Source organism: Pseudomonas sp. GW821-FHT04C07 (assembly GCF_059420325.1).
Genome location: NZ_JBWKTM010000003.1, coordinates 1 through 12,853, shown reverse-complemented (window position 1 = coordinate 12,853; position 12,853 = coordinate 1). Strand labels below are relative to the sequence as shown.

Genomic DNA, 12,853 nt, shown 5'->3' with positions numbered 1-12,853 from the left:
GCATTTGACCGCTCCAGACCCGTTTTGTGAGCGGTCGCCAGCATCTTGAAAAAAGATTCTCCCACCTACTTCTTTGTCACCCGTTACTGCTCCAGTATGGACGTCCGCCCCGTACAAACGGGGTCTTTGCTGACAAGGAGCCAAGCATGTTGAAAGTCGCTGGACTCGCCCTGACCCTCACCGCGCTCACCTTGAGTGCAACCGTACACGCCAACGCCGACCTGAAGCTGGGCAGCACCGAGCGTGTCACCCGACTGTTCGCCTACCCCAACAACTGCGATGTGATTTGTTTCCGTAACTGGACGCTTGAGCAGACCGTCGAGCACTACCTGACCCAAAGCGTGCAACGCGATGGCTACAGTGCGGCGAAAGTCAGCGTCAAAACCGACAACGATCAGCTTTATGCGGCGATCAGCGGTGTGCCTGCCGGTTATGAGAAACCTCTTGCGGCGCTGCTCAATGCCGGAGATTTGGCCTACAACGGCGCGAGCAAACTGAATGCCGACGGCAAGTGGGCTTATAGTTGGTATCTGTTCCTGCCGCTGGGAATGGCGCTGGAGAACCGCAAGAGTGTCGAGTTGCTGCACTTCCCGCCGGACTACTCGCTGACCCAGGCGCAGGACTATCTGGAATCCAAGACCACCGATCGCTGGGCCACGTTGTTGACGGCCAACGACATTCCCGCCGAACAGACGCCGGGCTACCAGACCATCATCGACATCGCGCCGATTGCAGCGCCCTCCACCGCAGGCAAGGACCTGGAAGGCGTCTACGACTACTTCAAGGACTACCAGACCACCATGGTCAAGGAAGTCAGCCTGAACGCCAGTGGCGCAGCCTTGCCAATGGTTGCCTTCGGCGCACCGGTGCGTAACTGGATCAAGCAGCAGTATGGTGCGACCGTAAGTGTGCTGGGCCTGGCAGAGATCAGCCCGACCGAAGGCGTGAAGGTGCCGGTTCTAGGCTCCAATCACCCAAGCTATATCTGGTATGCGGCAGACCCTGCGACTTATAACGGCGATGAAGCCAAGGCAGATGCCGCCGGCTTGAAAGTCATGGGGCAGGATTTGAGTGCCGCGTGCTGGCAGGCCGGGATGGGCAGCAAACCAGGAAGTAATCCGGATGCGCAGTTGAAAAGCTGTACGCAAACCTGGCAAGTCACCCAGAAAGAAAAAACCTGTGAGTTGTTCTACACCTCAATCCGCAATCTGACACCCGAACAAGCTCAGGCCAAATGCTCTACAACCCCAATCAAATCTCAGCTGGACCAGCTGAAAGCCCCCGCACCGGCGCCTTCGGTGGCCACCTTGCACCTGTAAATCCAGCCGCCTATCCTGCGTCAGACGTTGCTGACGCAGGATAGAGCACTGGCACAGACTCTTTTGAGCAGCGAACGTTAAATCGCCCCGACCGGGCGCAATCGATATTGCGGCGGTAGTTGTTCAAAGCCACTGATAGTCGCGTTCAGGCTTTTCCAGCGGCCGTCCTTGATGCCATAGATGCAACCGTGGACCGACAGGCTCTGTCCGCGATGCCAGGCGTTTTGCACAATGCTGGTATGACCGACGTTGGCCACTTGCTGAATCACGTTCAGCTCGCAGAGACGATCAACCCGCTCTTCTTCCGTAGCCAACAGGGCCAGCGGCTCACGGTGTTCGTAATAAAGGTCGCGAATCGAACGCAGCCAGCCGTCGATCAGACCCAACTGACGATCCTGCATCGAGGCGCGCACACCGCCGCAGCCATAGTGACCGGTGACGAGGATATGTTTGACCTTGAGCACATCCACCGCGTACTGGATGACCGACAGGCAGTTGAGATCAGTGTGCAGCACCACGTTGGCCACGTTGCGGTGGACGAACAGGTCACCAGGCAGCATGCCAACGATCTCGTTGGCCGGTACGCGAGCATCTGAACAGCCGATCCATAGATATTCAGGGGTTTGCTGGCGAGCCAGTTTGGCGAAAAAGTCAGGATCTTCCTGCTTGATCGCATCGGCCCAGCGCTCGTTGTTATCAATCAGATCTTGTAGTTCGTTCATCTTTGAAGCCTCAAGAATGATGCGCTGTTTTGACAGACGACCGCCGGTCGAGGTCACGCTCAGAATGCAACTAGCCAAGCGGGGAATACCGTGGAATCTTAAAGGGTAGGGCCTGTCCATCCTATAGGCCCCACATTATGAGGAATTGCCATGACCGAATCACGACGTCCCTACGGCGCTCCGCAACCCGAGCCCATTGATGACAACGACGATCGCATGGGCACGATGGAGGAGCTGCACTTCGATGATGAAGAAACCAGTGGCCGCATCTCTGGGCTGACGCCCGAGAGCGAACGCTATCAAGAACAACCGCCCAAGCGTGGCCACGAAGCTGGCATGACTGGCGCCACGACACCTGACCATGAGTCAACCGACGACGACCTCAGCCAGGAAACCATGATACTTGAAGACGGAGCGCGCGACGCCCATGAAGCCGGTGATGATGAACCGGCCGACTGGGACCTGAGCATCGTCGATGAAGACGAAATCGGTGGCGGCAATGGCCTGGATGAAGCCGAAATGGCGGAAACTGACCCCGTGGATGGTAATCGGTAGCGCATCCGTATCACTGGAAAAGCGCCAAACCCACAGGAGCTGCCGCAGGTCTTTGACGTTATGACGTCGGTCCTGAATCTGCAGCGCGGCGCAGCCCGCTAAAGATCGCAGTCTGCGGCAGCTCCTATGGGAGCTTCTTATCTAGTCGACCAACGTGCAAGCCATAACCACCGCGTCTTCGCGCCCGCCCACTGCCGGGTAGTAATCGCGGCGGCGGCCGATTTCGTTGAAACCATAGCGCTCATACAACCGAAAGGCCGCTCGGTTGCTGTCACGCACTTCCAGGAAACATTCCCGTGCCTTTACTTCATAGGCGCGAGACATCAAGTGTTCCAGCAGGCGCAAACCGAGGCCGCGGCCCTGGTTCTCCGGCTTGACCGTGATGTTCAGCAGATGCGCTTCATCAAGGATTATCTGAACGACACCGTGCCCCACCTGTTGCTCGCCTTCGAACATCAGCCAGATTTGATACTTGCCCAGGCCATCCAGAAAAATGCCGCGGGTCCAGGGATGGCTGAACGCCGCGTATTCAATTTTCAGTACAGCATCGAGATCCGCCTCGGTCATCGGGCGGAAAGTTACAGCATCACTCATCGTTACGTTTCCAGCGCGCCATCAGCCGACGCATGGCTTGCCAGACATCAGCCTTACGCTGTGGCTCTTCCATTAATAGTTCCAGGCCAGGTAGCGCCCAGACCGAGCCCAGACCTTCGACCTGCAGTTCCAGATTGTAGGATTGCGCATTCGCTTCACCAGCAAAACGTACTGCTGGCAGGCCGATCAGCCATAGACAGACGCAGGGCGCGTCCTCAAGACGTGCCGAAACAAAACCCTGCACGAAGTCGCGGGCCGCTTCAGGGCCTTGATCCATCGTGCCGCGCACCAGCAATGGCCAGCGCACTGGCTCGCCAACGATTTGCGGGCTGTCCGGCAGACCGGCGGCGCGCAGCAGGTCTTTAAGCAATAAATAGGCAGGATCGCGGGTCTGGAAGGCTTCGCCTGTGGGTAACTCTACCAGCAGCAGGCAAGCACCGGCCCGCAGCAGTTGCAAGGCGAAACGTGGCGGGGGCACTTGCGGCGCCTTGGCCACCGGGGCTGGAGCCTCTTGGGCCTGGACCGCCGGCTTGCTCACGCTCGTCGGACGCGGCACTTCGATCTTCGCCCGCTCGGCAGGCCTGGCCACAGGCTCGGCAGCCGTTTTGGCGACTGGAGCATGCGCAACCGGCTCGACCAGCGGCTCAGGCATCACCAGCAACTCTGGGCGCGATGGTGCAGCAAACGGCAATTCGGTGCGCGGCAGCCAATTGACCACCTGCATGGCGGTCAGATAAGCGCGGCGACGGGACTCGATAAGCAAAGGTCGGCCACTTGTGGATAACTAAAGAGTGGGGATTCTACCGCCCTTCGCCCAAGATCGCCCGCAGTTGATCAATAGAAAACCGGCAGCCCGTCTCATCAAACGCCCTGGGGTGAATCGCAACCCGTCTGATGCAGTACAATCGCCGCTTTTAATCGCCAACCAGCCGGCCTTTCCCATGATCGAACCCAAGCGCGTCTTGCGCGCCCTCGCCGAACACTGGGCACTCCTGGAGCCACTGTGCGAGCACTTCGACCAAGGCACTTTGAGCCTCAACGAACTGCGTTCACAACTGGCCGCTCAGCAACTGGACAGCACGCCACAGGACATCACCAGCCTGCTGGACGTGTGGATCCGCCTGGATATTCTGGTTCCTGTGGCGAAAAGCCCGAACCGTTTCGAGCTGAATGCGCAGATCCACGACTTCCTCGCCTACCTGCGACGTGAACACCGTCTTGGCCTGTGCCTGGAAATCGAAGCCTATCTGCGACATCTGGAGCGGTTGGCCGGTTATATCCAGGATGCCTTCGACATTCGCGACGGCAGTGACCTGGCGCGCCAGTTGCGCTTGCTCGACATGCGGGTACGGGATGTCCTGAAGAAACTCGCCAACGACGAACAGGCCCTGGTGGCTGTCGCCGAGCGAGCCAAGACCAGCGACCGGCAGATCCCGCTGCGTCAGCGCTACGCCGAAGTGCTGGCGACCTGGGACGAATACGTTGAGCCGATGATCCAGTTGGTCAACGCTGACGGCGCTTTCGAGCAAGGCGTGCGCAAAGTCGAGAACGTGCTGCTACGCATGCTCAGCGAACAGCAGCGCCTCGGCCACCTGGTCGATGACGACATGCTGCTGCGTACCCACGCGCGCATCCTCGAGATGCAGACCAGCGCCCAATTGACGCTGCGTCACGCCCGGGAACTGCTGCTGCCGCTGCGCGAAGAAGCCCGCCGGCACAATGCCGTGACCCGTGGCGCGGCACTCGCATTGTCGGCCATTCGTCGCAAAGGTATCGATGCGGTGCCGCAAGCGGCGATGCCCATGTTCACCCGGCCGCAAAGTACGTTTCTGGGCAGTGCCAGCCAGGTCGAGGCCTATGTTTACGCCCTGGCTCGTTTCGAGCCGAAACCGGCGCGTTTCCCCAAAGCCCACAACACCCAAAAAGGCGAGGCCCCACGTGCGCCGCGCACCGTTCGCGAAATGCTTGAACGCTGCGAAGACGCCCTGCCAATGCCAGATCTCATGACCTGGTTGCTGGCGCAAGAACCGGACGGCGCCACCGACGAGTTGCTGTACTGGTTCTCGCGGCTCTCGCGGGACAAACGCTTCAAACGCGAGCGTCTCGAGCGTCGCAACTACCACACACACGAGCACCAGGTCAGCCTGCGCTCCTTCGCCCTGCTCTCGGCCCGCGATGACGCGCCTGAGAATTCTGCGAGCACTCCCCATGCATCTTGATCTTTCCGAACTGTCCCAGCTGGCGCCGATCTTTCGCGAGCTGTTCAAGGGCTACCACGTCAGCCGCCGGGACCCGGAGCTGTACGCGCAACTGTCGAACTTCCAGGATCAATACCGCACGCTGTTCAAGGCGTTGGGCTTTGAGCTGGTCTGCGACACCCGTGGTTTCTACTACTTCGTTCCGGAGCTGGCCGCCGCCGCGGTGAACAAGACCGCGCAACGTCTGGCGCTGTTCACCTTCATCATCGTCGAGCATCTGGCTGATCAGGGTCGCGATCCGGTCGCGGTCCTTGATGGCGGCAGCCTTGGCCGCGATGAACTGCCATCGCTGCTGGAAAAGTACCGCGACCTGTTTATCCAGGCCGAAGTGCAGACTCAGGAAGAGCTGGAAGAAAAAATCATGCGCCGCATGACCCAGCTCGGCTTTGCCAGCGAAGAAAACGGCATCTACCGGTTCCTGCCACCGATGCACCGCTTCCTCGATGTTTGCCTGTCTGTGCAGCAGGACCGTGACCTGGCAGCGAGCCTGCATAGCGTGTTGCCGTTGCCGGCACCGGTGCTGATCGATGACGACAGTGACGAAAAACTGCTGGAAACCGATGACCCGCTGGACCTCAGTGAATTCAAGATAGAGAGCGAGGAAGACGCATTGGCTCGCGCCATTGCCGATGAACAGGAGATCGACGCATGAGCCAGGAACGCTACGGCATTCGCCGCTTTGCCCTGCTGAACACCGCCGGTTACAGTCTCGGGCTGTTCCCGCTGGAACATCCATTGTCGGTGTACGGCGCGAACAACCTCGGTAAATCTGCCTCGATCAACGCCTTGCAGTTCCCGATCCTGGCGCGCATGTCCGACATGAGCTTCGGCAAGTACAGCCTGGAGCAATCGCGGCGCTTCTACTTTGCTTCGGACACCAGCTACATCCTCGTCGAAGTCTCCCTGCCCCACGGTCCGCACGTCATCGGCGTGGTCGGCCGTGGTCCGGGCGGCGGCTTCGGTCACCAGTTCTTTGCCTACGCCGGAAAACTGGACCTGGCGCACTACCAGAAAGACGAGACCTGCCTGCGGCAGAAAGAGTTGTTCGCCAATCTTGAGCGCCAGGGTCTTAAAGCCTACGAGCTCAAGCCCGAGGAACTGCGTCGTTTGCTGGTAGGCGGTCACACATCGATTCCGCTGGACCTGACACTGATCCCGTTGCGCTCTACCAGCGAACAGAGCCTGAAAACCTTCCGCGCACTGTTCATCAACCTGCTGCACATGCGTGAAATTACCGCGGCCAAGCTCAAGCAACTGTTCCTCGATGCCTTCGAGCACAGCCTGCGTTCCGGCAGCGTCGACTACATCGCTGCCTGCGAAGAAGCCTTCCGTGACGTTCGCCGGATGGAGCAGGACTACAATTCGCTGGTCACCGCAGGTCCCCTGGTCGAAGCCCTGGCCTCCGGGGTCACGCAGCGCAACATCCTGCGCGGCAAGTTGCACCGGCTATCGCCGCTGCTCGACTCATTGCTCGGAACCTGGTCGGACTACGCCAGCGCGCGCAAGGAAGAGTTACTGATTCAATCCGAGCATTACCGCAATGAACAGGACGCCCTGCAAAACGACCAACGCGGTGGCACCCAGGAACTGATGCGCCTGGAACGGGAAATCAGCGGCATCCAGCGCTGGCTCGGCGAATTGTCGGTGCTCAAGCATCGTTTCGCCCTGATCGACGACGTCAAAGTCCTCGAACAGCAATTGCTGGCTGCCAAGGATGCTCACGATGAGCTGGCCGGCGCCCTCGCGCAGTCCCGACAGTTCAGCGCCGAAGATCTGGAAGAACGTCTTCGCGATCTGGAAAAACGCCTGAAGTCGGTCAAGCAGCAACTCGACCACGCCGACAACAACAGCTATGCCCGTCTGCGTGAAGAGTTCTCGCAACAGGACGTCGAGCGCCTGATGCGCCTGTTCAACAGCGCGCTGTTCAGCTTGCCGCTGGGCGAGCACGGCATTGCGCTGGACGAGAACGGCGAGTGGGTCAAATCCATGGAGCTGATTCTCGATGGCTTCAAGGGCGAGCGCTTCGAAGTACCGGGCCTGTCCATAGATCTGTCGCACATCGAGCCGCCGGCGCTGCAAGCCCTGGCCGACCGCGCCGCGCTACGGGATCAGAAAGAGCGTCTGGAAAAAGAACTCAAGCAACTGAAAACTCAAGCGGCCGTCGCGGCAGACCGTGCAGCCAGCAAGACCCAGACCGAAGCGTTGTATCAGCAAGTGCTGGATGCACAGAAAGCTCTGGAAGACTTCCGTCGCTCGCAAACCCTGAGCGCCGAGGAAGACGACAAGCTTGAGCAACTGGCACAGATGGAAGCCGCTCAGGATGAATTGAAACGCTCCAGCGATGCCTTCACCGAACGTGTCCAGCAACTGTCGGCCAAACTTCAACTCGTCGGTCGGCAGATCGGTGACATGGAAGCCAAGCAACGCACGCTCGACGATGCCCTGCGTCGCCGTCAGCTGTTACCTGCCGACCTGCCGTTCGGCACGCCGTTCATGGAACCGGTCGACGACTCCATGGACAACCTGCTGCCATTGCTCAATGACTATCAGGACAGCTGGCAAGGCCTGCTGCGCAGCGATGGACAGATCGAAGCGCTATATGCTCAGGTTCGCCTCAAGGGCGTGGCCAAGTTCGACAGTGAAGACGATGTGGAGCGTCGCCTGCAACTGCTGATCAACGCGTACGCGCACCGTACCGACGAAGCACTGACCCTGGGCAAAGCCCGCCGTGCGGCTGTCACCGATATCGCCCGGACCCTGCGCAACATCCGCAGCGACTACGACAGCCTCGAACACCAGTTGGCCCTGTTCAACCGCGAGATCAACAAGCGTCAGGTGTCCAACCTGCAAAGCTTCCGCATTGTCCTGGCGCCGAACAAGGAAGCCCTCAAGCATATCGACCAGATCATCCACAGCGCCGGTCAGTATGAAGAAGGCGAAACCCTCTCGGTATTCGACTTGAGCCAAAGCGCCGATCAGGACAACAAGAACGAAGAGGCCAAGGAATACCTGGCGCGTCTGGTAGCGGCGAACCATAACCAGCTGGGCCTCAAGGACCTGTTCGAACTGGCGTTCGAGATCACCAAGGTCAACGGCCAGCCGGTCATCCACACCGATATCGATGGTGCGGCGTCCAACGGCACAACCATGACCATCAAGGCGCTGACCAACATGTACTTGTTGCTGCACTTGATGGACCGCGATCAGGCCGGGCGTGTGCGTCTGCCGTACTACCTCGACGAGGCCGCAGACATCGACGAGAAAAACCAGGCGGCGTTGCTGGAAACCAGCTTGCAGCTGGGCTTCGTGCCGATTCTGGCCAGTGTGAAGCCGCAGGTTTCCGCCCATGTCGCCATCGACCTGGAAGGCGGCAGCGGGCCGAACGGGATCTACATCGATGAGGCGGACTGGAAGTACATCCGTCGGCATGACGAGGTGAAGTCAATGGTTAACATTGAATCGACCGAGCCGGAGCTCGACGAGGTTTAAGCGCTCACTGGCGCAGAGACGAAAAAGGCCGCGATCCATTGGATCGCGGCCTTTTTTGTTACCCGTTTTTTGTAGGAGCCCGCTTGCTCGCGATCGGTGAATCAGACACGCCGAAGTGCCTGAATCGCGAGCAATCGAGCGTCGACCGGCTGCTCCTGCTGGGGACGTTATTTACCTAGGGAAATCTTCGGCGCCCACACCAGCCACTCTTCCTCAAACTTGTCGAACAACGGAAAGGTCTGCTCAGGCCGGGCCGGATTGCCCATACGCTCGTCATCCGGTGTGGCAAAGGCAATGCCGCCCTGGATCAACGTCTCCAGGGACTCGGTGCGCACTGTCGCCCCCTTGAACAGGCCGAAGTCCACACCGAAACCGCTGCTGTTCCAGAATCGGCTGCCGCTGCGCACCAATGGCGCATACTTCGGCTCGATCAGGATATGAATCAGAACCCTGTCCGCAGTCTGGCCCAACTCATAGCCGGTAACCTTACCCACGGTCACTTCTCGGTACGTCACCGGCACACCAATCTTCAGCGAACCACGGCGAGCGGCACTCAGTACCAGACTCAGACCCGCCTCGGGCACTGCCGACTCCGGCGGCTGGGCCAACGCTACAAAGCTTTTTTGTGGACCAAGATTTTTCGCGGCCGGCTGAACTTCCAGGTATTGCCCGGTGACCAGCGTTTCAAGATTGGAGGTCTTGATCAGACCAAGCTCCGGCTTGACCACCCAGAACTGGCTCCCAATTCGGGCAATACGTTCCGGCACCTCGGTGATGCGCGCCGTCAGCAACACCGATTGCAGGTCATCGCTGAGGTCGACATCCTCAACCTTGCCGACATCCAGCCCCTTGAAGCGAATTGGCGTGCCACTTCGCAATCCGTCGGCACGATCGACCTTGATCGTCACGAGCGTGCCCTTCTGCAGCGCCTCTTCATGGTTCGCGTACAGGCGAAAGCGTGGAATACGCTTGCTCAGAGGGACTTTCGCCTCGGGGGTTTCGAAAGCGATACCACCGGCCATCAGACTTTGCAGCGATTCGCTCTTGACCTGAATACCGCCAGTCAAACCGCCCGACAGCGTGATCCCGCTGGCATTCCAGAATCGAGTCGAGCCGTTGACCAGCCCTTCGTATTCTTTCTCGATATGCACACCGATGACCAACTGTTTACGAGTACGCGAGAACTGATAGCTCTGCACAGAGCCGACTTTGACCTGCTTGTAGAGAATCGGGCTACCGACCTCCAGCGAGCCCAGATTGTCGGTCAACAACACCATATGCAGGCCAGGGGAGCGCAAATCCAGCGGCGGAGCCTTGGCACGCGCCTCGAACTCGCGTTGCGGTGCACCGCCCTTGTCACCCGGCCGGATCGCGATGTAGTTACCTTTGACCAACGCCTCCAGCCCGGTGATACCTGCCAGCGAAATCGACGGTTTGACCACCCAGAATTGGGTGCCATTCACCAGATAATCTTCGGCCAGCGGATCCAGGGTCAGTTCGGCGCTCGCACTGGATAGATCAGAATCGACCTTCAAGGCTTTTAAGCTACCGACCTGAATGCCTTTGTACATGACCGGCGTGCGACCAGCCTGCAAACCTTCGAAGTCACTGAGTTTCACCTTGACCCGAATACCGGCCTGAGCGGCCTCGAAGTCTTCATAGAGGCGAAATGGCAGGCTCGGATCAGTGGGGGGGCTGTCTTTGCGGTTATCCGGAGTGGCAAACGCGATACCACCCGCCACGATACTGGCCAGAGACTCACTGCGTACTTTTACCCCGGATAAGTTGGCATCGATACTGATCCCGCTGGCATTCCAGAAACGCGTGTATTTGCGCACCAGGCTGGCATAGGTTGGCTCAATAAAAACTTTAATCTCGACGGTATTCTGATCTCCAGACAACTGATAGCTTTTAACCTGACCGACCTGAATCTGCTTGTAGAACACTGGACTACCGCGATTCAGCGAACCCAGGCGCTCAGCCTTGATGGTCAGGTGCAGGCCTGGCTTGGAATCCGATAACGGCGGCTCTTTCGCCAGGGCCTTGAACTTTCGGGTCGGCTCACCCTCACCCGGACTAACCGCAATGTAGTTACCCGAAACCAGCGTTTCGAGCCCGGTAATCCCCGCCAGAGTCACGCTCGGTTTGACCAGCCAGAAGCGAGTGCTGGTCCTCAGGTATTGCTCGACATCCTTGTTCATCTCGACGGTGGCAACCACCCCTTTGGTATCACCTTCGTCATCGAGGGCCAGGGCTTTAACCTTACCGACCGACATGCCTTTGTAGACCACTTCAGTCTTTTTTGCCTGAATGCCTTCGCCGCTTTCAAAGTGGACCTGAACTTCTATTCCGGTCTCATTGTAGGCACGCCAGCCCAGCCAACCGCCAATCACCAAGGCGATCAGCGGTAGTACCCAAATGGCTGACCAATTGGAAGCCGGTCGGGTTTTAGCGTCAGGCAAATCAGTCATGGTCGCCGTCCGATTCCGTGTTATCCCAAATCAGTCGGGGATCAAAAGTTACTGCTGCAAGCATCGTCAAAATCACCACACTGGAAAAGGCTATAGCGCCGAGATTAGCCTCGATGCTGGCAAGCCGACCAAAATTCACCACCGCCACCAGAATGGCGATCACGAAGATATCCAACATCGACCAGCGGCCAATGAACTCAATAAACCGATACATGATGATGCGCTGGCGGGCCGAAAGCGGCTGGTGGCGCTGCACTGAGAACAACAGCAAACTGATTCCCACCAACTTGAAGGTGGGAACCAGGATGCTGGCGATAAATACGACGGCGGCGATCGGGAACATCCCATGCTGAACCAGCTGAATCACGCCCGACATAATGGTGCTGGGATCACCTTGGCCTAAAGAACTGACCGTCATAATCGGCAATACGTTCGCCGGTACATAGAGAATCGCAGCAGTAATCAGCAATGCCCAGGTGCGCATCAAACTATTCGGGCGACGCGCATGAACCAGCGCACCACAGCGAGTGCAGACCTGCTCATCGCGGTCCGCTTCCTGCCTGTTCAACTCATGGCATTCGGCACAAATCAAAATGCCTGCATCAATCGCCCGCATGAGCATCCTCTCCTGACAATGCTTGCCAGATTTGATGAGGCGACATCACCACCTCCAGCCAGACCTGAACCAATAGCAAACTGATAAAACACGCCAAGCCAAGGCTGACAGCGATCGCGGCCATATCTGCCAACTTCACGATGGCCACCAATACGCCCATCAGGTAGACCTCAAGCATCCCCCAATCGCGCAAATGGTGATAAGTGCGATAGAGCAACAGGCCGTAGCTGCGCCCAATATTCCAGCGAATACTCAGCAGCACGACAAACTGACAGATCAGCTTGAGCAGCGGAATCCCCATACTGCAAAGAAACACCACGACGGCCACACCTTGCATGCCGGTATTGAACAAACCGACAACGCCAGTCCAAACAGTATCTTCTGACGACTGCCCCAAGAGATTGAGCCGCATGATGGGTAAAAAGTTCGCAGGGATATATAACAGCAGTGCGGCGATGACCAATGCCAGACTACGATCCACCACATTGTGTCGATGGGCGTACAACTCATAACCACAGCGCGGACATTGGGCTTTCTCGCCATGAGCGAGCCGTGGTTTACGCATCAGCAAATCACACTCATGGCACGCTACCAAGTCGTCCAGCGGCAAATCTGACACCCTGGAGGCGTCAACCGGATCAGGCATAAAAGGCTCTGGCTCGGAAAAAGATTGAGTCTATTCTGTAGGAGCCAGCCGGTCGACGCCCGAGTGCGCGCCATGGCGTCTTGGAAATCGCCATCGCGAGCCAGCTCGCGCCGACAAATCGCGCGCAAAACAAAACCCCTACCTGCAGATGCAGATAGGGGTTTCGGAAGTTAATCTTGACGA

The 12,853-nt window shown here is 58.4% G+C and carries 12 protein-coding genes; 5 read left to right on the top strand and 7 right to left on the bottom strand.

All coding sequences use genetic code 11. From position 1 onward, the window contains the following. Positions 1-146 precede the first annotated feature (146 nt). Positions 147-1,319: a hypothetical protein gene (locus AC07UI_RS06715; protein ID WP_494991751.1), complete on the top strand. Its 1,173-nt coding sequence runs from the start codon at positions 147-149 to the stop codon at positions 1,317-1,319. 77 nt (positions 1,320-1,396) lie between these two features. Here AC07UI_RS06715 and can read toward each other — a convergent pair whose 3' ends face one another. After that, on the bottom strand, positions 1,397-2,041 hold the full coding sequence (can, locus tag AC07UI_RS06710) for a carbonate dehydratase (RefSeq protein ID WP_494991750.1): 645 nt from the start codon (positions 2,039-2,041) through the stop codon (positions 1,397-1,399). 150 nt (positions 2,042-2,191) lie between these two features. On the opposite strand from can, the gene AC07UI_RS06705 reads away from it, so the two are divergent. Continuing rightward, entirely contained in the window at positions 2,192-2,596 is a 405-nt protein-coding gene (locus tag AC07UI_RS06705) for a serine kinase/phosphatase (protein WP_494991749.1), read from the top strand. 141 nt (positions 2,597-2,737) lie between these two features. On the opposite strand, the gene rimI is transcribed toward AC07UI_RS06705, so the two are convergent. Both rimI and AC07UI_RS06695 read right to left on the bottom strand, forming a co-directional pair. After that, positions 2,738-3,190: a ribosomal protein S18-alanine N-acetyltransferase gene (gene rimI / locus AC07UI_RS06700; RefSeq protein ID WP_494991748.1), complete on the bottom strand. Its 453-nt coding sequence runs from the start codon at positions 3,188-3,190 to the stop codon at positions 2,738-2,740. After that, complete coding sequence (locus AC07UI_RS06695) at positions 3,183-3,953, bottom strand: energy transducer TonB (protein ID WP_494991747.1); 771 nt, start codon at positions 3,951-3,953, stop codon at positions 3,183-3,185. Before AC07UI_RS06695 ends, rimI begins: the two co-directional genes overlap by 8 nt. Before the next feature lie 178 nt (positions 3,954-4,131). On the opposite strand from AC07UI_RS06695, the gene mksB reads away from it, so the two are divergent. Genes mksB through mksF form a run of 3 tightly spaced genes read left to right on the top strand, consistent with a single transcriptional unit; the run spans position 4,132 to position 8,937 of the window. Beyond that, positions 4,132-5,409: an Mks condensin complex protein MksB gene (gene mksB / locus AC07UI_RS06690; protein ID WP_494991746.1), complete on the top strand. Its 1,278-nt coding sequence runs from the start codon at positions 4,132-4,134 to the stop codon at positions 5,407-5,409. Beyond that, positions 5,399-6,100: an Mks condensin complex protein MksE gene (gene mksE / locus AC07UI_RS06685; RefSeq protein WP_494991745.1), complete on the top strand. Its 702-nt coding sequence runs from the start codon at positions 5,399-5,401 to the stop codon at positions 6,098-6,100. The genes mksB and mksE overlap by 11 nt, the downstream gene beginning before the upstream one ends. Next, positions 6,097-8,937 carry an Mks condensin complex protein MksF gene (mksF, locus tag AC07UI_RS06680; RefSeq protein WP_494991744.1) on the top strand — a complete coding sequence of 947 codons (2,841 nt, stop codon included), beginning with the start codon at positions 6,097-6,099 and terminating at the stop codon, positions 8,935-8,937. The genes mksE and mksF overlap by 4 nt, the downstream gene beginning before the upstream one ends. 167 nt (positions 8,938-9,104) lie before the next feature. On the opposite strand, the gene AC07UI_RS06675 is transcribed toward mksF, so the two are convergent. From AC07UI_RS06675 to AC07UI_RS06660, 4 genes are all read right to left on the bottom strand, one after another. Further along, complete coding sequence (locus tag AC07UI_RS06675; RefSeq protein ID WP_494991743.1) at positions 9,105-11,408, bottom strand: PqiB family protein; 2,304 nt, start codon at positions 11,406-11,408, stop codon at positions 9,105-9,107. Further along, positions 11,401-12,024, bottom strand: coding sequence for a paraquat-inducible protein A (locus tag AC07UI_RS06670; protein ID WP_494991742.1), 624 nt, complete (start codon positions 12,022-12,024; stop codon positions 11,401-11,403). The genes AC07UI_RS06675 and AC07UI_RS06670 overlap by 8 nt, the downstream gene beginning before the upstream one ends. Next, complete coding sequence (locus tag AC07UI_RS06665) at positions 12,011-12,670, bottom strand: paraquat-inducible protein A (protein WP_494991741.1); 660 nt, start codon at positions 12,668-12,670, stop codon at positions 12,011-12,013. Before AC07UI_RS06665 ends, AC07UI_RS06670 begins: the two co-directional genes overlap by 14 nt. Further along, positions 12,663-12,853 (bottom strand): hypothetical protein (locus AC07UI_RS06660; RefSeq protein ID WP_494991740.1); only part of this gene is annotated, 191 nt, incomplete at its 5' end. The genes AC07UI_RS06660 and AC07UI_RS06665, both read right to left, overlap by 8 nt.